Origin of the sequence: Pseudonocardia terrae, assembly GCF_021343995.1 — a bacterium.
GTDB lineage: Bacteria > Actinomycetota > Actinomycetes > Mycobacteriales > Pseudonocardiaceae > Pseudonocardia > Pseudonocardia terrae.
Window position 1 is genome coordinate 203,967 of sequence record NZ_JAJTTE010000004.1, and the last position, 20,783, is coordinate 224,749.

Sequence of the window (20,783 nt, forward strand, 5' to 3'; positions counted from 1 at the left end):
CCACCTCCTTCCGGACCCCGGCGACGGTAGGGGGACCGGCCGCTGCCGGGATCACGCGAAGGTGGGACACACGGTGGTATCTCGCGACCACCACCGTCGCCCGGTCAGGACAGCAGCCCGAGAACGCGCGCCCGGGCGACCGCCTCCGTGCGGTTGCCGGCGGCGAGCTTGTCGAGCAGGTGGGTGACGTGGCGTTTGACGGTGTCGACGGAGATCACCAGCTCCTCGGCGATGGCGCGGTTGGGTCGGCCGTCGGCCAGCAGGGAGAGGATCTCCTGCTCCCGGGCGGTGAGCGGCTCGACCAGACCGGGGGCGGCGACCGCGCCGGGCCGGGCGGCGGGCAGCAGCGGATGTCCACTCCGGTGAAAGGCCGCGCTCAGCGCGGACAGGAAGGCGTGCGGGACGGCCCGGCCGCCGTCGAGCCGCTCCAGGCGCCGGCCGACGAGCAGCTCGCGCAGCAGCGCGGCCGCGGCGGCGCCCTCGTCGACGAACACCTGCAGCTGCCGGTGCGGTGCCGCCAGGGCGAGTGCGTCGACCAGGATCGTCGCCGCGCCGGCCGGGTCGCCGAGCTCCGCGTGGGCCAACGCCGCGAGGACGCGGATCTCGACGACGCTGCCCGTGCGGTGCTGGGATTCAGCCAGGTCGTGCCACCCGGCGAGCAGCTGGACGGCCTGCCGCGGCTGTCGGCGGAGGAGGAAGCGTGCCAGGAGGAGGTACTCCGGCTCGCGCGGATAGTGCGGTTCGTCGCCCGGTGCGAAGCCGCGGCCTCGCACCCAGTCCGCGACGTCGTCGACCCGGCCACGGGCGAGCGCGATGCGGGCCGCCTGCACGCCCACCGACGCCGCGATGGGCCCGGCGACGCCGGACCCCGCTGCGAGCCCTCCCGCCTCGTCCAGTGCCTCGGTCGCCCGGTCGTCCTCCCCGCGGGCATGCCGGATCCGGGCAGCGGTGACCAGCGCGGTGACCTGCCAGCGGGGCCGGCCCAGCCGGCGGCACTGCTCGACGGCGGCCTCGGCCTGCTCGGCCGCCGCGTCCAGCTCGCCGCGCAGGTAGGAGATCTGGGCCAGCCGCGCGTGGGCGACGCCGGCGTCCGGCAGGTGCGTGCGGTCGGTCGGTCGGGCCCACGTGTCGAGGGCGTTGCGGTAGATCCGGAGGGCCTCGTCGAGGCGGCCCTGGACCACCCGCATCCAGCCGATCAGGGAGAGCGTGCGGGCCGCGAAGAACGGGTCGGCGCGCGCGGCCCACGGGTGCACGGCGAGCTCGTCGAGGAGCGGTTCGGCGGCCTCGGCCGCACCCTCGAGCAGGAACCCGGCCGCCAGGTCGTAGCGGAGGAAGTACTCGAGGTAGCCGTCGGCGCGGTCGACGAGGGTCAGGCCGTCGCGGGCGTGCCGGACCGCTGCCCCGCCGCCGCCGGTCCGCAGGGCGAGCTCGGCGCGGACCAGCGCGACGACGGCGGGGACCGGACCCAGCCCCGGTCCGGACTCCGCCCCCGCGTCGAGGCCGCCTTCCGCTTCGGCGAGCAGCGGTTCGACCTCCTCGACGTGCCCGCTGACCAACGCCGCGAGGGCCTTCGTCGCGCACAGGTGGGGGCGCAGGCGCAGTCGCTCGCGAGGGAGGGCGGCCAGCCACCGGTACAGGGTCGCCGCCTCGCGTCGTCGGAGCTGCGCCGGCACCTGCTCGCCGACGATGTCGGCAGCGCGCTCGTGGTCGCCGATCGCGAGCAGGTGGTGCACCGCCTGATCGGCGAGCCCGTGGCGCGCGAACCAGTCGCCGGCGGCGCGGTGCAGGTCCGCGACGCGCCCGGGCTGCTCGCGGGCCAGCCGGGCACGGAGCAGGTCGGCGAACAGGTGGTGATAGCGCCACCACCGGCGGACGTCGTCGAGCGGGTGGAGGAACAGGTTGGCCTGCTCGATCTGCTCCAGCAGCTCCTGGCTGTCGTCGCGCCCGCGGACCGCGTCGCACAACGGTCCCGACAGCCGTTCCAGCACCGACGTCTCCAGCAGGAACCCGCGCACGGCAGCCGACTGGCCGTCGAGCACCTCCTCGGTCAGGTAGTCGAGCACGAACCGGTTGCTGCCGGAGAACTCGGTGACGAAGCGCTCCACGTCCGTCCGGCGCGCCAGCGACAACGCGGCGAGCTGGAGCCCCGCCGCCCAGCCCTCGGTACGGGCCGCGAGGGTCGCGGTCGCCTCCGGTGACAACGAGCGGGCGGTGGCGGCGCCGAGCAGCGCTCCCGACTCCGCGACGGTGAAGCGCAGGTCCTCGGCGCGCAGCTCGGCGAGCCGGCCGCGCGCCCGCATCCGTGCCAGCGGTAGCGGAGGGTCCGCCCGGGTGGCCACCAGGAGCCGCAGCGCGCCGGGAAGGTGCTCGAGCAGGTCGGTCAGGGAGGCGTGGACCGCCGCCGAGTCGACGACGTGGTAGTCGTCCAGCACCAGCACGACCGTCTCGGCGCTCTCGGCGAGCTCGTTGACCAGGGCTGCCACGGCCGCGTGGTACGACGGCGTCGAGACCCCGCCCGACCGCGCGCCGACGGCCGCGGCGATGCCCGGCCGGGCGACGTCCAGCGCGGCCGCGACGTGGCGCCAGAAGCGGACCGGGTCGTTGTCGGCGTCGTCCAGAGACAACCACGCGACCGGCGTCCCGCAGCGGGCGGCCCACTCGGCGATCGCGCTGGACTTGCCGAACCCGGCCGGCGCCGAGACCACCACCAGCTCCCGGCTCACCGCATCGGCCAACGAGGCCGACAGCCGGGGCCGGGCGACGAACCCGTCCCGCAGGGGAGGCGGCCGGAGCTTCGTGGCCAGCAGGACGTCGCGGTTCGCGCCCGTGCCCACCGTGCCGACACCACGGGATCCGGTCACCGGGACTGCACCATCATGAGCGGTTTCTCCCCCCGCCGTGACCGTGCGCCGGCCCGTCGACCGTGTCAAGGCTCGCCGAAGGATCGGCGCGGATCCCGAGCGGGCGAGCCCCCGGAATGATCGCGGCACCGGGCTCCGCAGCGGACGCTGCGGGGCACGGATGTCGCGTACGTGGGCGCCTACGCTCCGTTCGACGGGCGCCGCCACGGTCCGGTGATCGCGAAGACGTGTCCCGGCGACTGGATGCCGGCGAAGAGCTGCTTCCCGTCCGCGCCGAAGGTCGGGCCGGCGAACTCGTTGCCGTTCAGGTCGTTGCGCGCCATGGGGTACGACTTCCCCTGGTCCGTGACGCCGACCAGGTGTTGCACGCCCTCACCGTCCTCGGCCAGGATCACCCCTCCGTACGGGGAGACGGTGATGTTGTCCGGACCGTCGGAGTTCGTTCCGTCCTGGTCCGGCGTCGCGTTCACCGTGAAGATCGTCTTCAGGGTGATCCGCTCCTTGCCGGGCTCGTAGAACCAGATCTGCCCGTCGTGCTCGTGGACGCTGCCGTCCGACGCCCGCGCGTAGCTGGCGACGATGTAGGCGCCGCCGTCGGCCCACCAGGCGCCCTCGAACTTGCGGCTCCGGGTGATCGCGTCGTCGGCGAACTGCTTGCGGGTCGAGGTCGTCGCGGCGCGCCGGTCGGGCACGTCGACCCAGTCCACCTTGTACTGGGTACCGGGTGTGGTCGCCTGCGACAGGTCCCGGACGTGGGCGCTTCCACGGCGGCAGGCGGGCCTGCCGGCCCTGTCCTCCGTCTCCTCGCAGGTCAGCCAGGTTCCCCACGGGGTGATACCGCCGGCGCAGTTGTTGTGCGTACCTGCGACGGAGACGTACTCGGCGAGCCGGCCACCCTCAGCGCTCACCTCGATGGTGGTCGTCCCACCCGCAGCGCCCTCGTCGTAGGTGAGACCGGGTCGGTGCGGGACGTGGAACGGTTCGTCGCCATTGATCTCGTGGTTGTTCACGAGCGCCGTCCGGTTCCCGACACCGAACGCCGCGGTCCCGTCGGTGTCGCTCGGCGTGGGCTTCGGTCAGGCGGGTGACGCCCGCCTCGGCGATGACCTTGTAGGAGAAGCCCTCGGGTAGCGACAGCACCTTGCGGGGATCCGCCACCAGCGGCCCGTACCCGGACGCGGCGCGGGTCGGCGCGCCGAACGCCGGGCGACCCGCGATCGCGTCGATACTGCCGAAGAGGGCGATGCCGAGACCGACGGCTGCGGAGTTGCGCAACGTGCTTCGCCGGTTCAGGCCGACCTGGGCCCCGGGAGTATCCGCTGGAGTGTGGGGAGCGTCAGAGGCGGTCATTGATCCCTCTTCCGGGTGACGACGGACAGTGGAAGAGAAGTCGAACGAACCGACCGTTTCCGGCACTCCCGGTGAACAGCCTACAAGATCGTCATGAACGCTCGGTAGGCAGGCGGGCGAAGGGACGGCGCCACACCCGGTCCGCCGGCGCCGTCCGGACCCCTCACCGCGGGGTCAGGTGGAGATCTTCTCGAGCTCCTGGCCCGACCTGATGTTGGGCAGGGTGAAGGTGAGCAGCAGCTGGATGACCGAGAACCCGAGCGCGACGGCGTACCAGACGATCAGCGGCGAGAAGTGGCCGATCAGCAGCGTCCACACCCCGGAGCCGAGCAGGAGGCCGCCGCTGAACATCGCGCCGAGCCAGCCGATCGCCGTGCCGCGCACGCGGGTCGGGAAGCTCTCGGCCCAGTAGGCGTAGCCGACACCCGACCACGTGCCGTTGGAGAACTGGTAGATGAAGAAGTAGACGATCCACAGCGCGAACGCGCTCGCCAGCCAGGGCCACAGCGCGGTCAGCGCGACGAGCAGTACGGCACTCGCGATGAGGATGCGTTGCCGGCCGAACCGTTCCCCGAGCAGACCGCCGAGGACGTAGAAGAACCACCCCGCAGCCGCCGCGACCAGCACGATGAGGGTGGAGTCGCTGTCGCTGAAGCCACGGTAGGTGACCATCCAGTAGATGATGTAGGTGTTGGTCGCGGTGAACGCGGCGGCGTAGGCCAGCCAGACCAGCGACGTGCGGATGAGCTGGGTGCGCACCCACCCGGGGGTCAGGAAGATCTGCTTGACGGTGGTCTGCTCGATCTCGCTGATGTCGACGTCGTAGCGCTCGAGCAGCTCGGTCATCCGGGCCTCGTCGCCCTCGCTCTTGGCCTTCTTGACCTCCTTGACGTGCAGGTAGCGGTCCGGTTCGCGGACCTTGAACCGGGCGACGATGACGAAGAGCAGCGGGACGACGCCGACGACGAAGACCAGGTGCCAGCCGAGGACCGGGCTGAGGCCGAGCCACACGCCGGCGGCCATGAGCACGCCGATCGGCCAGCCGCCCTGCACGATCGAGTAGAGCAGGCCCCTCCTGGCGGCCGGGACCTGCTCGTTGACCAGGGTGATGGAGATGGCGAGCTCGGAGTTGGCGAGCCCGGACGCCAGCGCCCGCACGACCACGAACGACCAGTAGGTGGTCGCGAAGTACGTGAGGCCGGTGAAGATCGCGGCCCCGCAGAGCGCGAAGACCCACATCCACTTACGACCCTTGACGTCCATCGCGTAGCCGACGAAGAGCGTGATGACGAACAGGGCCGCGTACACGATGAAGACCAGCAGGCCGGTCTGGGTGGTCGACAGGCCGAGGTCGGTGGAGACGGTCGGCAGGGCGAAGACGAGCAGGTTGAAGTCGTACGCCGCCAGGGCCCAGCCGAAGAGCGCGACCAGGATCAGGTAGACCATGTAGCTGCGGTTCTCCTTGGGTAGGCCGAGGAACCTGCCCGCGAACCGGTCCGATGTTGTCGTGGTGGAGGCCGTCATTGCCGGTTCTTCCCTTCTCCGGGTTCAGCCGGGCGGGCCGGAGCCCGTCTCCTCCCGGCTGCGTGCCCTGACTGCGTGCTCCGCGCCGATGAGCGGATGGCTGCCGGCGCGCTCGAGCAGCTCGCGGATCCGCGCCTCGGTGTCGGCCCCGGGAGCCGACCAGTCGCCGGCGAACCGGCCCGAGAGGATGTCGCCCTGCAGCACCTCGGCGAACCGCCGCCGGAGCGTCTCGGCGAGCTCGCCCGAGCGCACCAGGTTGGACAGCTGCCCGTACTGGCTGGTGCGTGAGTGGGTGCGCAGCTGGTCGAGCAGCCCCATCCGGGAGATCCGGGCGAAGACCTCCGCGGGTTCGCCGGACAGGTAGATCTCGTCGAGGATCGCGTCGTCGCTGAAGCCGGCGTCGGCGAGCACCTCGTAGGAGACCTGCAGGACGGCGAGCACGGTGGGCCAGATCGCCTGCTCCGAGAACAGGTCGAGCGCCGCCTCCTCCCGGGCGCTCGACGCGACGGCGCCCGCGGCGGTCGCACCGATCCCCTTGGCGACGGCCAGCGCCGTCGCGAGCGCCGTCCCCGTCACGTCCCGTTCGACGGAGACCAGGCACGGGAAGCCGACCCGCCGCTCGTAGCGGTTGCGGACGGCCTCGCCGATCATCCGCGGCGCCACCATCACGACGTCGATCTCCTCGGGCAGGTCGAGCAGGCCGAACGCGAGGTTGTAGCCGGAGGCCACGACGAGGGTGTCGCCCGCACGGAGTCCGGGCGTGATCTGCTCGGCCACCACGCTGGACTGCACCTCGTCCGGGATCAGCAGCAACAGGACCTGTCCGGTGTCCGCCGCCCGCGCGATGTCGTCGACCTCGAACCCGTCCTGCACCGCGGCGTCGCGGTAGGCGTCCTCGCGGTTGCCGACGACGACCCGGATCCCGGAGTCGCGCAGGTTCCGGGCCTGCGCGGCGCCCTGGTTCCCGTAGCCGATGACGGCGCCCGTGCGGTCGGCCAGCACGCCGAGGTCGGCGTCGGCATCGTGGTAGGTCCGTGCCCTCATGCCGGTCGGCTCCCGTCGTCCGTCGGGACCCACGCCATCGCCCGGCCCGGGGCTCCCGTGCCGCGCGCGATGTTGAGCGGGGCGAACAGGAAGTACGCGCCCCGCGAGGGCAGGCGTTCCAGGTGATGCAGGGCCTCGACGAACACGGCACCCCGCGAGAGCCCGGCGACGTGCACCGGCCCGCCGTCGTGGGAGGACCCCATGCTCGGGGCGTCGGTGCCGACACAGCGCACGCCGCGGCCCAACAGCTCGGTCATGATCGGCACCTCGGGTGCCGGCCACCCGGGGCCGGTGCGCGCGACCAGGGCGTCGAAGCAGTAGCCGTCGCCCTCGGCGCCGGGGTGGTAGCGGCGGTCCCAGCCGGTGCGGAACAACACCACTGTTCCGGCCTCGATCGGGCCGTGGTCGCGTTCGTGCTCGTGCAGCAGGCCGGGCTCGATGGTCGGACTGACGCCGGGGCCAGCGCCGGGGAGGTCCTCGGGCACGTCGATGACGGCGGCCGGCCCGGCCAGCTGCTCCAGCGGTACCCGGTCCACGGTCACGGTGCCCTGCTCGCCCTCGTGGGGCAGGCCCGACCCGGGCGGCGGGACGAAGTGCGCGGGCGCGTCCACGTGGGTGCCGGTGTGCTCGTCGATGAGCATCCACCGGGTCTGGTACGGGCCCGTGCGCGAGAGGAGCGGCGCGGCGGGGTCCGCGCGGTCGGCGAACCAGTTGAAGGTCTTGTGCTGGTACGGCATGTGGGTGGACCACCAGCAGGGCAGCTCCTCGGCCACCAGCAGCGTGAGGTCGACCAGCCGGCCGCGAGGAGCGTCGATCTGCTGCCGGCCGGCCGGCTCGGCCCGTGCAGCCGTCCGCATCGGCGCCGCCTGATCCGTCACTGGGAACGACCTCCTACACCGCGAAGTCGACTGAAGTTGACTGAATCAGTCACCTCAAGATGCGCATTTAGTTTATGATGGCGCCCTGCTCATCGCAGACTCGAAATCAGTACCACCAGGATCGAAAGGAAATCGAAAGCCACCAGGAACGTGAGCCATATGCGCGTTTCGAGCAACTTGTCGTGCGGACGGATGACATGCCCGCCGTACTGGTGATCGCCGACGACCTCACCGGCGCCAACGCCACCGGGGCGATGTTCGCGCGGTTGGGTCTGCGCACCCGGACGGCCGGGGCACTGTCGGCGGCGGGCGGTCCCGGACAGGACGAGGTCGACGTCCTCGTGCTGGTCACCGGGTCGCGCCACCTGCCTCCGGCGCGCGCCGCCGCCCGGATCCGGGAGCTGCTGCGCGGCCTCGGCCCTGCCGACGAGCCGGAGCTGCTCGTCAAGCGGGTGGACACGACCCTGCGCGGACCGCTGGCCGCCGAGCTGTCGGCGGTACTGGAGCACCGCCGCGACCGGCGCCGGCGAGTCGTGGGGCTGGCGATGCCCGCCTTCCCGTCCGCGGGCCGGACCACCGTCGGCGGCATCCACCTGCTCCACGGCGTGCCGCTGGCCCAGAGCGCCGCGGCACGCGACCCGCTCGCGCCCGTCCACCACTCCCGGGTGGCGACGCTGCTCACCGCGGACACCGGCCTGTGCGCGCGGGAACTGCACCTCGACGACCTCGCCCACACCGAGCCGAGCGACGTGCTCGCCGAGGCCCTCTCGGTCCCGGACACCGACGTGGTCGTCGTCGACGCGGTGAACGAGGCGGACCTGACCCGCGTCGCCCGGGCCGCCGCCAGGGCGCGCGACCGGGTGGCCGACGTCGACGTCGTCGCCGTCGACTCCGGGCCCTTCGGCGCGGCGTACTGCAACGCCCTCGGCATCGCGGCCGCGCGGGTGACCCGGCACCCGGTCCTGCTCGTCGTCGGCAGCCTCGCGGAGCAGACCCACGAGCAGCTCGCCGTCGCGGAGGCGACGCTCGGCGGGCGGATCTTCGAGGTCGACGTCGACCTCACCGCGGGCGCACTGGCCGAGCGGGTGGTCGACGCGATCGATGCCGGTGCCCCGATCGTCGGCTGGCGGACCGCGGTGCCGGCGGGCCGCCCGGACCCGGATGCGGCCGCGAGCGTGCCGGGCTGGCTCGCGACCGCGACGAGGCAGGTGCTCGGCGCCCGTCGCATCGGTGGCGTCCTGGCCAGCGGGGGCGACGTCGCCACTGCGGTGCTCGACGCCGTCGACGCCCACGGGGTCGACGTCGAGGCCGAGGTGCAGCCGCTGGTCGTGGCCGGGCGCATCAGCGGCGGCCCGTGGGAGCGGCTACCCGTGATCACCAAGGGCGGCCTCGTCGGCGACGAGCGCGCGGTGCTCGACTCGATCGCCCGGCTGCAGAGCATGCAGGCCGAACAGGGCCGGGGAGCCGTGCAGGCCCCGGCCGACGTCAGCGAAGACCGGAAGGTGGCTCGTTCATGACCAGCACCCGAACCTCCCCGGACGACCGGCCACTGCTGGCGCTCACCGTCGGCGACCCGGCCGGGATCGGCCCCGAGATCGCGGTGCGGACCGCGGTGGAGGAGGAGATCACGCGGCGGGCGCGCGTCGTGCTCGTCGGCGACCTGTCGATCGTGCGGCGCGCCGCGGAGCTCTACCGGCTCAACGCCGAGGTGTGCGTCGTCGACGACCCCGGCAAGGCAGCGGGCCGGCCCGACCGGATCGACGTGCTGGACGTGCGCGTCGCCGACGCCGACGAGATCACCCCCGGCCAGGTCAGCGAACGCGCGGGGCGCAGTGCGATCGCCGCGATCGAGGCCGCGACCCGGCTGGCGATGGACCGGCAGGTGGACGCGGTGGTGACCGCGCCGATCAACAAGGAGGCCATCTGGGCGGCCGGCTCGGAACACCTCGGCCACACCGAGATGCTGGGGGCGCTGACCGGTGCGGCACACTCCACCACCATGTTCGTCGTGCGCGGGATGAAGATCTTCTTCACGACCCGCCACACTTCGCTGCACCAGGCCGTCGAGCAGATCGAACGGGACCGCGTCGCGTCGGCGATCGAGCAGGCCCTCACGGCCCTGCGGGTCTTCGGCCACGACGAGCCCCGCCTGGCGGTCGCCGCCCTGAACCCGCACGGCGGCGAGGGCGGCAACTTCGGGCGGGAGGAGATCGACGAGATCGCTCCCGCGGTCGAGGACGCCCGGTCACGCGGTGCGACCGTGGCCGGCCCGGTGCCGGCCGACTCGGTGTTCCACCAGGCGTTGGAGGGGCGCTACGACGGCGTGCTCGCCCAGTACCACGACCAGGGCCACATCGCCGCGAAGACGGTCGACTTCGACGGGACCGTCTCGGTCACCGTCGGCCTGCCGATCCTGCGCACCTCGGTCGACCACGGCACGGCGTTCGACATCGCGGGCACGGGCAAGGCGTCGCACCGCACGATGATGGCCGCCACGCTCGCCGCCGCCGACCTGTCGCCGAACCTCGAACGCATCCGCTCCACCTACGGCGCCGCGGCGCCTGCGTGAGCCCCGACAGACGGGTGGTCCGGGTAGGGCGGAGCGCCGCCGCGACGGCCCGGGCGGCCACCCGCCGGCGGCGCGAGCTACTGCTGGCCGAGGTCCGCGCCGGCAACGGCCACGACATCAACTCCCTCGCCGCGCAGTTCGGCGTCTCGCTGTCGACCGTCCGACGGGACTTGGCCGCACTCGCCGGGGACGGGCGGATCATGCGCACCTACGGCGGGGCCGTCGAGCCCGGTCACGGCCGCGAGCCCAGCCTGCGGGCCAAGGAGCACGTCCATCGCGCCGACAAGGACGCGATCGCCCGGTGCGCCGCGGCGCTGGTCGGGCCGGGTGACGTCCTGCTGCTCGACGCCGGGACGACGGTGGGCAGGCTGGCCTGGCACCTGCGGCAGCGCGAGGGGATCACGGTCGTGACGAACGGGCTGTCCGCCCTGCTGGCGCTCGCCGACGCGCCCGGCGTCGAGGTCATCGTGCTGGGTGGGCGCCTGCGCCGGCCCAACGAGGCGTTCCTCGGCCCCGAGGTGGATCTCGCTCTCCGGCGTTACCGTCCCGACCTGGCCTTCCTCGGCGCGGACGGCGTCGAGCCCACCCGCGGCCTGAGCTGCCCCAGCCCGGAACAGGCGAGCGTCAAGGAGCTCATGGCGGCCGCGGCGCGCCAGGCCTGGGTGCTCGTCGACCACTCCAAGCTCACGACCGAACCCTTCGCCTACTGGGCGGCGATGCCGGCGGGCACGGGCCTCGTCACGGACGCGGGCGCGCCCGGCGAGGCCGTCGCCGGCCTCGATCGGTGCGGGTGGCGGGTGACGACCGGCGGCACCACGCCCCCGGGCGAGCGAGCAGGCTCGTGCACTCTCCCCACCCCGTGGCCACGCGAAGCCGGACCCGGCGAGCGATCGCACGACTCCCAGCTGTGAGGCGTACCACCGGTTTCCCTCTTTCCCGCGCCGTCGGCCGCCTCTTCACTGAGATCGAGTCGCCGGAGCGGAAGGAGCGAGACAGTGTCCGAAGGGGTGGAGGAGCGTCCTCACGAGATGCTGCAGACGCTGGGCTTCCAGCGCATCGTGGCGTTGGGCGGCGGTCGTGCCAGCCTGGAGTTCCTCGCCGGCATGCACATGTGCCACTCGGGGGGTGTCGTGCAGGGCGGGTTCGTCAGCGGCTGGATCGACGCGGCGATGGCGCACGCGGTCATCGGGCTGCACGGCGAGCGCGGCGACCACGACGTGTCCCCGATCTCCCTCGAGCTCAAGATCAGCTTCTTCGCCCCGGCGCGTCCGGGTCCGGTGACGGCGGAGGGGTGGATCGAGCTGAGCGGTCGATCCACCTGTTTCGCCGAGGGCCGCCTGCTCGACGCTGCGGGCCAGGTCGTCGCGAAGGGGACCTCGACCATCCGGCTCCTCTCCCGGGCCCGGGTCGAGGCCGCCTCGCAGGCCACCGCCGCACTGGCCGCCGACACCGCACGGAACTGACCGGAGCAGGGAGAGCGGTCGCGCAGCTCGCTCCGGCGGGCAGCCCGCTGGCAGCGCGGTCCCGACGCGGCTGGAGACCGCCGGCATCACCCGGATCCTCCGACGGCCACCTGGATGAGGACGAACCCGGCGACGACGAAGACGAGGTCGGCGAACCAGCGCTGCAGCCTCGCGGTGGGGACTTCCTCGGCCTCGACCAGGGGCCGGTCGCTGCCCATCCGCAGGAGCACCCGCCACGTGACCAAGCTCAACACCGCGCTGAAGACACCGTAGGCGACCAGCGAGACCCCGGCGACAGCGGAGCCTCCCTCGAGGATCACCCTGACGGCCTCGAGGACGGCGTACGCGAGCGCCGAACAGGATGACCGCCTGCGCGATCACGAAGAGCGGCGCGAGCGCATCCCGGCCGAAGGGGAACGTTCTGCGAGAAGGCAGGCACGCGCGTCAGCGAACGGACGACTCGTCGGCCAACCGGAGAAGGGCGCAAGGATGTCGGATCTGATCGTGATCGGGTACGAGAACTCCGAGTCCGTCCACCAGGCGTACGAGGAGGTGCAGCGGCTGCGGCGGGATTTCGTCGTCGACCTGCGGGGGCTTGCCGGCGTCGACGTCGACGTCGACGCCGACGGCAAGACGCATATTCACACCCCGCAGCGGATCATCGCCAGGACCGCCGCGACCGGCGCGATCTTCGGCCTCGTGCTCGGCCTCCTGTTCCTGGTGCCGGGCATGGCCCTGCTGGGCGGCGCGATCGGCGCGCTGATGGGCACGTTCACCAAGTCGGGCATCGACACAGAGTTCCGCGACCGCGTGGAGCATCTGCTCGAACCCGGCCACTCCGCCGTGGTGATCATGGCCTCGAAGGTCACCGAGGACAAGTGCGCCACCGCCATGCAGCCCTTCGGCGGCACCGTCCTCAAGACCTCGCTCTCCGACAGTGACGAGAAGGAACTCGCCCAGGAACTCGCCGGACGGGGCTGACGCAGCAACTCGGTCGCTCTCCCACCGTCGTGGGGCTCGTCAGCGGGCCGGTCCCGCCGTCAGCGCGACGGTCGCGGCGTGGGTCGGCCCCCGACGGGTCGACCCGGCCCACCGCGGCCCGGCCCCGGTCACGTGTCCGGACTCGTCCGATCTCAGCAGTACGGCAGGTATTCGCCGGACGAATCGCCCTCGGCCCGGAACGTCCACGAGGCGGACCAGCACTGCGGGCATTGGCTGAGGTCTTCGTCCGGCCCCTGCGGGCCACGGTGCGGGCCGTGCGGGCACTCGCCGGCAGGGATCGGGGGCCAGCGCATCGGTTCGTCCTCGCGGAGGACGATCACGTGGAACTCGTCGCTCATGGTTCGTCCTCTCTCCCACCTCCGAGGTCGCCGGGTGCCGAGCCGGCAAAACGGTCCGTACAGATTTCCGCAGGAAGATTCGCGCACGGCACGACGGGGGACATTCCGGCTATCGGCGCCGCCTCCGTCGTCCGCTTCGGCCCCGGCTCCGCTCAGCGGGCGAACGCCAACGTGACCTCGCCGAACCCCTCGAAGGCCGCGCGCACCTCGTCCCCCGGGCCGATCGTCGGCGGTGTTGTCGTGGTGCCGGTGGAGACGATCTCGCCGGCCCGCAGCCCGCGGCCGAGGCGCGCGAGTTCGGCGGCCAGCCAGGCCAGCGCGAGCCGGGGCGACCCGAGCACGGCCTCTCCGCGCCCTTCGGCCGCGACCTCGCCGTTGATCTCCACTCGCGTTCGGCACGCGGCCAGGTCTGCGTCTCGCCAGCCGGTCACGGCCGGACCGAGCACGTAGTAGCCGGCGCAGGCGGAATCGGCGAGCAGCGACGGTTCCCCGACGGCCTCGAACCGCTCGAAGCGGGAGTCCGGGACCTCGACCGCCAGGTGCAGGTCCGACACCGCGTCGGCGAGCTCTCCCGCCGACGCGACCGCGGGCACGTCTCGCCCCATCCGGAAGGCGAACTCCGCCTCGACGACCCTCATGTGCAGCCCGTCCGAGGGCAGGACGGCACCGGGCTCGAACCGGAACCTGTCGAAGAGCAGCCCCGGTAGCGGGCCGGAGACCCCGATGTGAGCCTGCCCGGCCGACGACGTGGCGGCGATCTTCCAGCCGTAGGACGGCCCGACCAGGGACCCGAGCCGCTGCTGGGCCGCCCAGCCCTCGTCCGCGGTACGGGGGCGGATCCGTTCGGGGAGGGCGGCTATGCGCGCCTCCGCCTGCCAGGTCTTCCACACCAGCTCGGCCACCTGCTCGGTAGCGACGGTCGCGTCCAGGTCCCGCACCTGCTCACCTCCCGCGTCACTCGGACCGTCCGCCCGAGGGCGCCTCCCCCTCGGTCCTACGTCATCGCGAGCGGAGGCGCCAGCGCTTCTCCCGGTCGTCGCTCCTCGACCTGCGCAACGAGACGGTCCGTGGCCGAACGGGCCCGCCGGAGAGGTGTCAGCAGTGGAAGCCGACCGGGTATCGGAAGTCCCCGGGCAGGCGGCCCTGGGTCAGCCGAGCCAGTTCCACCGCCGGGTCCGGCACGGACGCCGTCGGGGTGAAGGCGGTCGGCGTCCAGTCGTCGAAACGGCGTGCGGTGTGGCAGATCTTGGTCCAGAACGTGGTCATCTCTTCTTCCCCTTCGGTTCAGGTGGCGTGGGGTTCCTCGTGATGAGGAGAACTCTGCCGCCGACCTCGGCCGGCCGCCGTCGGCCCGACGCCCGACACGGAGGGGGAACCGACGGTCGAGCGATCGGAGGACGGGTCGGGCCGAAGTCCTCCCCGCGCTGTCGCAGACGGGCGCTGGACGACTCATGGTGACCCCGAGGTGCCGGGCCGCCGCCCACGGCCCGGAGGCCGTGCGCGACTTGCGCGCGGTCGCACATTCGGCTCCCATCAGGGACGCCGTGCCGCTGCTGCGCCGCGATCGAGGGACAGGGGGACGAAGTGTTGCTCGACGGGATCAACCACATCGCATGGATCTCCAACGACGTCGCGCGCCTGGGACGTTTCTACTCCGAGATCTTCGACGCCGAGGTCGGCCCGACCCGTCCGCACGGCGAGGACGGCCGGGAGACGATGACCGTCATCCGCATCGGCCCCCACACCGAGCTGAACATCTTCGTCATCCCCGAGAACACCGAGGCCCGCCGCCAGACACCGATGTGGGGCCGCGGCCGGATCGACCACGTCGGTCTCCAGGCGGCCTCACCCGAGGCCTTCGCGGTGATCCGCCGGCGACTCATGGACGCCGGCGCCAGCGATGGCACCGTCAACGACCTCGGCCGCGTCCACAGTCTCTTCTTCCGCGACCCGGACGGGCTCGAGGGCGAGGTGCTGGTCGCGAAGGACGCACGTTGAGGCCCTCGGCACGGGCGGCGGCGCGGTGCAGTGAGCCGAGTCGGGACGCTTCCGCGCCGCTCGGTGTGGGGAGCGTCGTCAGGTGATGCCGAACTCGCGCATCTTCCGGTAGAGCGTGTTGCGGCCGATGCCGAGTGCCTGGGCGGCCCGGCTGCGGTTGCCTCCGGCGGCGCGCAGCGCCTCGGCCACCGCCTCCCGCTCGGCCGACTCCATCAGCCCGAGCGTCCGGCGGGGGGTACGCAGCTCGTCGGGCAGATCGCCGACCTCGACGGTTCCGCCCCCGGCCCGGCGGGCCAGCAGGACGACGGTGTTGCGGAGCTCGGCGAGGTTGCCGGGCCAGTGCCAGGACACCAGCAGGTCCCACACCGCAGGTGAGAACCGGGTCGACGACTCCGGTTCCGCCAGCTCCGCCAGCATCGCCTGCACCAGCGACGGCAGGTGCTCCCGGGTCTGGGCGAGCCCGGGGAGCCGCACCGTGGTGGCGACCTGGCGGACGAGGCCGATCACGGCGTCGTCGGCGGCGTCGAGATCGGCGGTGAGCACGATCCGGGCGCCCCGCGCGGTGAGCGCCTGTACCTGGGCCACCGACGGCGACGGAGACGCGTGGACCCGGCGCAGCACCACTCCGCGGCCCTCCGCGACAGCCGCTCCCGCCGCGTCGTACCACGCGGGATCCAGGTGCGGCTCGACCACCAGCGGGTCGTCGGTCCCCGACCGGCGCAGCACGTGCAGCGCCGTTCGCAGCTTCCCGGTGCCACCCGCCCCCGTCAGGGCGACCATCTCGCGATGCCGCACGGCCGTCTCGAGCTGCCGCTCGACGTCGTCGAGGAAGTGCAGCGGCTCGCGAGGAACGGGCGGCAGGGCGGACCCGATGGAGGACTTTCCCGGGGAGGGGTCCTGCGGCCGCGGATCGGGTCGGCGCGACAGCAGCCGCACACTGTAGGCGGCCCTGCCGCCGTCGTGGACCGGCTCGACCAGGGCGTCGTGCAGTCCGTCCGAGAGCGGCACCTGCATCCTCCGGGGGCAGGCTGTCGCGTGCTCGCTCAGGTACGTCCAGAGCAGCGCGTGCAGCTCGGGCCCGGTGTGGGCGAGTCCGAGGCGGTTGGCGAGCACGGTCTCCTCGTCGACGACCAGCGCTGCGCCGGGGGCCCGGTCGAGGGACAGGTACGCCTGCACGAGCTGACGGTGCCGGTCGCCGGCCTCGTCGAGGATCCGCGCCTCGATCTGCCGGCCGATGTCGCCCGCCATCACCGTCATCAGCGGGTGGACGTCCCGGATGGAGCAGGCGAGCGAGAAGCTGCCGACCAGACGGCCGGTGCACGGCTCGACGATCGGGGTGCTGGCACAGGTGAGGTGTTCGAGCAGGGCGTTGTAGTGCTCCGGGCCACGGACCAGCACCGGCCTGCGCTCGACGAGGACCGTCCCGATGCCGTTCGTGCCGATCGACTGCTCGGAGAAGTCGAACCCCTCCGCGGCACTCGCCCGGTCCATGAGTGCGCGCTGACGGCGCAGCGCGGCGTAGCGCATCACGATGCGGCCCGTCGCGTCGGACAGCACCATCGCCACGGGCACGTCGGCGAAGCTGTCCTTGAGCCGCTCGAGTACCGGGCCCGCGGCCCGGCGCAGCGCCGGGAGCACGTCCTCGGGGTCGCGGTAGTCGATCTCGGTGCTCGATACCGGCACGTTGTCCCCGACACAGCGACGCCAGCTCTTCTCGATGTGCTGTGGCACCCCGACGGAACCCGGCGGCACGCTGAGCAGCCCGCCGCCGACCAGAGCCTCCCGGCGCAGCCGGATGAGGTCGCGTTCGGCCGACGACAGGGTCGGCAGCGTCGGGATCTCGTCTCGCATCGTTGTCCCACGGCCCGTCCGGGGCGACATGTCTCCGGCACCGTCCTGCTCGGCACCGCCTGCCGCGCGTCTGGCGTGCTCCACTGCACCTTGCGATCGCTGACGTCCTTCATACACCGCGATCACCGCCGACGCCCGTCATCGTGCACATCGACAGGCCGCCCGGATCGACGTCGGTACGTGCGGTAGCCATGGGGCCTCGCTGTCTCGTCGTCACCGCGTGTGGGAGCAGACGCTAGGCCGAGCCGCCACCACGAATGCTGTTCCGTTTCGGAACATCCGGATGTCGTCGGGCGCCCGCGGTCCGCGCCGACCACGATCGCGCAACCGTGCAGCGGGCGGGGCTCGCAGCCGTTCCGTATTGGAACACCCAGCGGCCTTGTGCTGTGGGCGACAGTGAGCGCTGCGTCACAACACGGGCTCCCCGGAGACGCGCGACACGAGTTCGAGGAGGAACGAGATGACAACGGCGCCATCGACCAGGCCGGCGGAGACGTCCACCGAGTCCGACGCCCTGCGCGCGCTGTACGCCGACTGGGCCGACATCATCGCCACCACGCCCGGCCTGACCATGCGGCTGTTCCGCAGCATCTTCGACGAGTGGCACCAGCCCACCCGCGAGCCCGAGGACGTGACCTACCGCGAGGAGACCGTCGGTGGTGTCCCGGGGATCTGGACCCTGCCCGCTGGCGCGGACACCTCGAAGGTGCTGCTCTACACCCACGGCGGCGGCTTCGCCGTCGGGTCGGCCGCCAGCCACCGCAAGCTGGCCGCGCACGTGGCCAAGGCGCTCGGCGTCACCGCCTTCGTGCTCGACTACCGCCGCGCCCCCGAGCACCCGCACCCGGCCCAGGTCGAGGACGGCGTCGCGGCGTTCACCGCGCTCACCGAACGCGGCGTCGCACCGGCCGACATCACCACGATCGGGGACTCGGCAGGGGGCAACCTCGCCGTCGCCGTCCCGCTGGCGCTGCGCGAGAAGGGGATGCCGTTGCCCGGCCGGGTGATCGCCTTCTCGCCGTGGCTGGACATGGAGAACGCAGGCGAGACGCTGGTGACCAACGACGCCACCGACGCGCTGATCACCGTCCCGCTGCTCGAGGGCATGATCGCGGGCGTCCTCGCCGACGGGAGGATCGACCCGACGACGCCGCTGGCGAACCCGCTCTATGCCGACTTCACCGGCTTCCCGAAGCTCTACGTCAACGCCGGCGCGGTGGAGTCCCTCGTCGACAACGCGACCCGGCTCGCGGACAAGGCGCAGGCGGCGGGCGTGGACGTGACCCTCTCCGTGGTCGACGGCATGCAACACGTCTTCCCGTTCCTGGCCGGCAACGCCCCCGAAGCCGACGACGAGATCGCCGCGATCGCGACGTGGTACCGCACCTGACGAGCGACCACGCCCACCCGCACACCAGCCTCCGTACACCGGGTTCCGCGCCCCCGATGGGGCGCCACCCCCGATCCCTCCCAGGAGCACCCATGAGCACCACCACCCGTACCCCGGACGTCGACGCGATCGTCATCGGCGCCGGATTCGGCGGCATCTACATGCTGCACAAGCTGCGCAACGAGCTCGGCCTGACCGTCAAGGCCTTCGAGAAGGGCGGCGGCGTCGGCGGCACCTGGTACTTCAACCGTTATCCGGGCGCCAAGTCCGACACCGAGGGCTTCGTGTACCGCTACTCCTTCGACAAGGACCTGCTGCAGGAGTGGAACTGGACCACCCGCTACCTCGACCAGCCGGACGTCCTCGCCTACCTCGAGCACGTCGTCGAACGCTACGACCTCGGCCGGGACATCGCGCTGAACACCGAGGTGACCGGCGCCGCCTTCGACGAGGACACCGCCCTCTGGACGGTGACCACCGCCGACGGCCACCAGCTCACCAGCCGCTACGTCGTCAACGCGCTGGGCCTGCTCGCCAGGAGCAACATCCCCGACATCCCGGGTCGGGACAGCTTCGCCGGCCGACTGGTGCACACCAACGCCTGGCCCGCCGACCTCGACATCACCGGCACGCGGGTCGGTGTGATCGGCACCGGCTCGACCGGCACCCAGTTCATCGTCGCCGCTGCCAGGATGGCCGGCCACCTCACCGTCTTCCAACGCTCGCCGCAGTACTGCGTCCCCTCCGGGAACGGCCCGGTGGACCAGGCCGAGGTCGACCGCACCAAGGAGGACTTCGACGCGATCTGGGACCAGGTCCGCAACTCCGTCGTCGCCTTCGGGTTCGAGGAGAGCGCCGTCGAGGCGATGAGCGTCCCGGAGGAGGAGCGCCGGCGCGTGTTCCAGGAGAACTGGGACAAGGGCAACGGCTTCCGGTTCATGTTCGGCACCTTCGCCGACATCGCCACGAATCCGGAGTCCAACGCCGCCGCCGCGGCATTCATCCGTTCCAAGATCGCCGAGATCGTCGAGGACCCCGAGACCGCCCGCAAGCTGACCCCGACCGACCTCTACGCCAAGCGCCCGCTGTGCAACGAGGGCTACTACGAGACCTACAACCGCGACAACGTGGAACTGGTCTCGATCAAGGAGAACCCGATCCAGGAGATCACCCCCGCGGGTGTGCGCACCGCCGACGGGGTCGAGCACGAGCTCGACGTCCTGGTCTTCGCCACCGGGTTCGACGCGGTCGACGGCAACTACCGGGCCATGGACCTGCGCGGGCGCGAGGGCAGGCACATCGACGACCACTGGACCGACGGCCCCACCAGCTACCTGGGCGTGTCGAAGACGGGCTTCCCGAACATGTTCATGATCCTCGGGCCGAACGGCCCCTTCACCAACCTGCCGCCGAGCATCGAGGCGCAGGTCGACTGGATCGGGGAGCTGATCGGCACCGCCGAGCGCGACGGTGTGCGGATCGTCGAGCCGACCCGGGAGGCCGAGGACGGCTGGACCGCAGCCTGCGAGGAGATCGCGAACACGACCCTGTTCCCGAAGGCCGACTCGTGGATCTTCGGGGCGAACATCCCGGGAAAGAAGAGGACCGTCATGTTCTACATGGCCGGCATCGGCGCCTACCGCCAGCAGCTCGCCGAGGTCGCCGACGCCGGCTACAAGGGTTTCGAGCTGAGCGGGCAGGACGAGGCCGCCGCCGTCTGACACTCCTCCGCGCCGTACGGCGGCAGGGGCCTCGACCGATGGTCGACGCCCCTGTCGTCGACCCGCGCTGCCGCGTCGAACGCGATCGCGGTCGCCTCGGCGTGCCGGGCCAGGTAGGTGCGACGGTGCGCGGGCAGCGCCATCACCGGCACGATCCCGGCGCGCAGGCAGGCCAGGGTGAGCACCACGAACTCCCACCCGGTGCCCAGCTGCACCACGATACGCTCGTCCGGGCCATGCCCAGGTCCAGCAACCGGGCCGCGGCGGCGTCGGTGCGCTCGCCGAGCTCGCGGTGCGTGAGCCCGCAGGCCCGCGGCCGCGTCGACCAGGGCCGGGGCATCCGGCCTGCGCTCGGCGACCTGGCGTAGCAGCGTGCCGAGCGGGACGCCGGCCCAGTAGCCCTTCGCCGCGTAGACCGCGGCGAGGTCGGCCAGCGCACCGTGTGGTGCGAAGCGCCCGCTCTTGCCCGTCCGCGCCCGACTCCGCCCGGCGAGGCTCACGCTCCAGGGCAGCCCGCAGGGCTGACGGCGTCAGCCGATGCGCCAGCACCCTTGAACGTGAGACCGGGCGGGGTAAGCGGCCCACCACCAACAACACAGCCTGGCCGAAGGCCGGGACCGACCGCCGTTGAAAAACAGCGGTCGCTGCGCTACGGACGTCCGCGAAACGCTCGGCGAAGAGTCACCGTGACGGTTGCCCCCCGGCTAGAGATCCGCAGACCCACTCCGCGTCCGGCCTCTAGTACTCCAGCCGTAGATCGTTATGTCTGTCGTTGGCCGAGCTCCTGGCGCTGG

Annotated in this window: 19 protein-coding genes; 8 read left to right on the plus strand and 11 right to left on the minus strand. The window is 72.3% G+C overall.

All coding sequences use genetic code 11. From position 1 onward, the window contains the following. Positions 1 to 104: 104 nt before the first annotated feature. The 5 genes from LWC33_RS04435 to LWC33_RS04455 all read right to left on the minus strand — a co-directional run bounded on the left by LWC33_RS04435 (position 105) and on the right by LWC33_RS04455 (position 7,636). Complete coding sequence (locus LWC33_RS04435) at positions 105 to 2,861, minus strand: winged helix-turn-helix domain-containing protein (protein WP_233302905.1); 2,757 nt, start codon at positions 2,859 to 2,861, stop codon at positions 105 to 107. Between the two features lie 179 nt (positions 2,862 to 3,040). Then, positions 3,041 to 3,871, minus strand: coding sequence for an alkaline phosphatase PhoX (locus LWC33_RS04440; protein WP_233302906.1), 831 nt, complete (start codon positions 3,869 to 3,871; stop codon positions 3,041 to 3,043). 514 nt (positions 3,872 to 4,385) lie between these two features. Then, the gene (locus LWC33_RS04445) at positions 4,386 to 5,735 is read right to left on the minus strand and encodes an MFS transporter (protein WP_233302907.1); all 1,350 of its coding nucleotides are present in this window, start codon (positions 5,733 to 5,735) and stop codon (positions 4,386 to 4,388) included. 24 nt (positions 5,736 to 5,759) lie between these two features. Then, positions 5,760 to 6,779, minus strand: coding sequence for an NAD(P)-binding domain-containing protein (locus LWC33_RS04450; protein ID WP_233302908.1), 1,020 nt, complete (start codon positions 6,777 to 6,779; stop codon positions 5,760 to 5,762). Further along, positions 6,776 to 7,636, minus strand: a complete 861-nt coding sequence (locus LWC33_RS04455) for a cyclase family protein (RefSeq protein ID WP_233302909.1) — start codon at positions 7,634 to 7,636, stop codon at positions 6,776 to 6,778. Before LWC33_RS04455 ends, LWC33_RS04450 begins: the two co-directional genes overlap by 4 nt. A 218-nt stretch (positions 7,637 to 7,854) precedes the next feature. Between LWC33_RS04455 and LWC33_RS04460 the strand changes: the two genes are divergently transcribed. The 4 genes from LWC33_RS04460 to LWC33_RS04475 all read left to right on the plus strand — a co-directional run bounded on the left by LWC33_RS04460 (position 7,855) and on the right by LWC33_RS04475 (position 11,689). Then, a complete protein-coding gene (locus LWC33_RS04460) occupies positions 7,855 to 9,174 on the plus strand; it encodes a four-carbon acid sugar kinase family protein (protein WP_233302910.1) in 1,320 nt (439 codons plus the stop codon). Further along, a complete protein-coding gene (gene pdxA, locus LWC33_RS04465) occupies positions 9,171 to 10,226 on the plus strand; it encodes a 4-hydroxythreonine-4-phosphate dehydrogenase PdxA (protein ID WP_233302911.1) in 1,056 nt (351 codons plus the stop codon). Before LWC33_RS04460 ends, pdxA begins: the two co-directional genes overlap by 4 nt. Further along, positions 10,223 to 11,137 (plus strand): DeoR/GlpR family DNA-binding transcription regulator, encoded by a 915-nt coding sequence (locus LWC33_RS04470; RefSeq protein WP_233302912.1) that lies wholly within the window; start codon positions 10,223 to 10,225, stop codon positions 11,135 to 11,137. The genes pdxA and LWC33_RS04470 overlap by 4 nt, the downstream gene beginning before the upstream one ends. A gap of 117 nt (positions 11,138 to 11,254) precedes the next feature. Further along, positions 11,255 to 11,689, plus strand: a complete 435-nt coding sequence (locus LWC33_RS04475; protein WP_233302913.1) for a PaaI family thioesterase — start codon at positions 11,255 to 11,257, stop codon at positions 11,687 to 11,689. Positions 11,690 to 11,775: 86 nt separating this feature from the next. Here the strand turns inward: LWC33_RS04475 and LWC33_RS04480 are convergent, their stop codons facing one another. After that, positions 11,776 to 12,009, minus strand: coding sequence for a hypothetical protein (locus LWC33_RS04480; protein ID WP_233302914.1), 234 nt, complete (start codon positions 12,007 to 12,009; stop codon positions 11,776 to 11,778). A 169-nt stretch (positions 12,010 to 12,178) separates the two neighbouring features. Here LWC33_RS04480 and LWC33_RS04485 point away from each other — a divergent pair, with 169 nt between their 5' ends. Then, entirely contained in the window at positions 12,179 to 12,670 is a 492-nt protein-coding gene (locus LWC33_RS04485; protein ID WP_233302915.1) for a DUF1269 domain-containing protein, read from the plus strand. 152 nt (positions 12,671 to 12,822) lie between these two features. On the opposite strand, the gene LWC33_RS04490 is transcribed toward LWC33_RS04485, so the two are convergent. From LWC33_RS04490 to LWC33_RS04500, 3 genes are all read right to left on the minus strand, one after another. After that, entirely contained in the window at positions 12,823 to 13,029 is a 207-nt protein-coding gene (locus LWC33_RS04490) for a hypothetical protein (RefSeq protein WP_233302916.1), read from the minus strand. 152 nt (positions 13,030 to 13,181) lie between these two features. Beyond that, complete coding sequence (locus tag LWC33_RS04495) at positions 13,182 to 13,967, minus strand: 2-keto-4-pentenoate hydratase (RefSeq protein WP_233302917.1); 786 nt, start codon at positions 13,965 to 13,967, stop codon at positions 13,182 to 13,184. Positions 13,968 to 14,124: 157 nt separating this feature from the next. Further along, positions 14,125 to 14,295, minus strand: coding sequence for a hypothetical protein (locus tag LWC33_RS04500; protein WP_233302918.1), 171 nt, complete (start codon positions 14,293 to 14,295; stop codon positions 14,125 to 14,127). Positions 14,296 to 14,613: 318 nt separating this feature from the next. Here LWC33_RS04500 and LWC33_RS04505 point away from each other — a divergent pair, with 318 nt between their 5' ends. Next, positions 14,614 to 15,027: a VOC family protein gene (locus LWC33_RS04505; protein WP_233302919.1), complete on the plus strand. Its 414-nt coding sequence runs from the start codon at positions 14,614 to 14,616 to the stop codon at positions 15,025 to 15,027. A 78-nt stretch (positions 15,028 to 15,105) separates the two neighbouring features. Here LWC33_RS04505 and LWC33_RS04510 read toward each other — a convergent pair whose 3' ends face one another. After that, positions 15,106 to 16,878 (minus strand): sigma-54-dependent Fis family transcriptional regulator, encoded by a 1,773-nt coding sequence (locus LWC33_RS04510; RefSeq protein ID WP_233302920.1) that lies wholly within the window; start codon positions 16,876 to 16,878, stop codon positions 15,106 to 15,108. 460 nt (positions 16,879 to 17,338) lie between these two features. Here LWC33_RS04510 and LWC33_RS04515 point away from each other — a divergent pair, with 460 nt between their 5' ends. Both LWC33_RS04515 and LWC33_RS04520 read left to right on the plus strand, forming a co-directional pair. Next, the gene (locus tag LWC33_RS04515) at positions 17,339 to 18,268 is read left to right on the plus strand and encodes an alpha/beta hydrolase (RefSeq protein WP_233302921.1); all 930 of its coding nucleotides are present in this window, start codon (positions 17,339 to 17,341) and stop codon (positions 18,266 to 18,268) included. Between the two features lie 92 nt (positions 18,269 to 18,360). Then, entirely contained in the window at positions 18,361 to 19,989 is a 1,629-nt protein-coding gene (locus tag LWC33_RS04520) for a flavin-containing monooxygenase (RefSeq protein WP_233302922.1), read from the plus strand. On the opposite strand, the gene LWC33_RS04525 is transcribed toward LWC33_RS04520, so the two are convergent. Continuing rightward, complete coding sequence (locus LWC33_RS04525) at positions 19,941 to 20,489, minus strand: AMP-binding protein (RefSeq protein WP_233302923.1); 549 nt, start codon at positions 20,487 to 20,489, stop codon at positions 19,941 to 19,943. The two genes, LWC33_RS04520 and LWC33_RS04525, sit on opposite strands and share 49 nt — an antisense overlap. Between the last annotated feature and the right edge of the window lie 294 nt (positions 20,490 to 20,783).

Coding starts and splice junctions, on each gene's coding strand:
- LWC33_RS04485 (WP_233302915.1), top strand. CDS start 12,179: ATGTCGGATCTGATCGTGATCGGGTACGAGAACTCCGAGTCCGTCCAC.
- LWC33_RS04445 (WP_233302907.1), bottom strand. CDS start 5,735: ATGACGGCCTCCACCACGACAACATCGGACCGGTTCGCGGGCAGGTTC.
- LWC33_RS04510 (WP_233302920.1), bottom strand. CDS start 16,878: ATGCGAGACGAGATCCCGACGCTGCCGACCCTGTCGTCGGCCGAACGC.
- LWC33_RS04500 (WP_233302918.1), bottom strand. CDS start 14,295: ATGACCACGTTCTGGACCAAGATCTGCCACACCGCACGCCGTTTCGAC.
- pdxA (WP_233302911.1), top strand. CDS start 9,171: ATGACCAGCACCCGAACCTCCCCGGACGACCGGCCACTGCTGGCGCTC.
- LWC33_RS04455 (WP_233302909.1), bottom strand. CDS start 7,636: ATGCGGACGGCTGCACGGGCCGAGCCGGCCGGCCGGCAGCAGATCGAC.
- LWC33_RS04490 (WP_233302916.1), bottom strand. CDS start 13,029: ATGAGCGACGAGTTCCACGTGATCGTCCTCCGCGAGGACGAACCGATG.
- LWC33_RS04460 (WP_233302910.1), top strand. CDS start 7,855: ATGCCCGCCGTACTGGTGATCGCCGACGACCTCACCGGCGCCAACGCC.
- LWC33_RS04450 (WP_233302908.1), bottom strand. CDS start 6,779: ATGAGGGCACGGACCTACCACGATGCCGACGCCGACCTCGGCGTGCTG.
- LWC33_RS04515 (WP_233302921.1), top strand. CDS start 17,339: ATGACAACGGCGCCATCGACCAGGCCGGCGGAGACGTCCACCGAGTCC.
- LWC33_RS04475 (WP_233302913.1), top strand. CDS start 11,255: ATGCTGCAGACGCTGGGCTTCCAGCGCATCGTGGCGTTGGGCGGCGGT.
- LWC33_RS04520 (WP_233302922.1), top strand. CDS start 18,361: ATGAGCACCACCACCCGTACCCCGGACGTCGACGCGATCGTCATCGGC.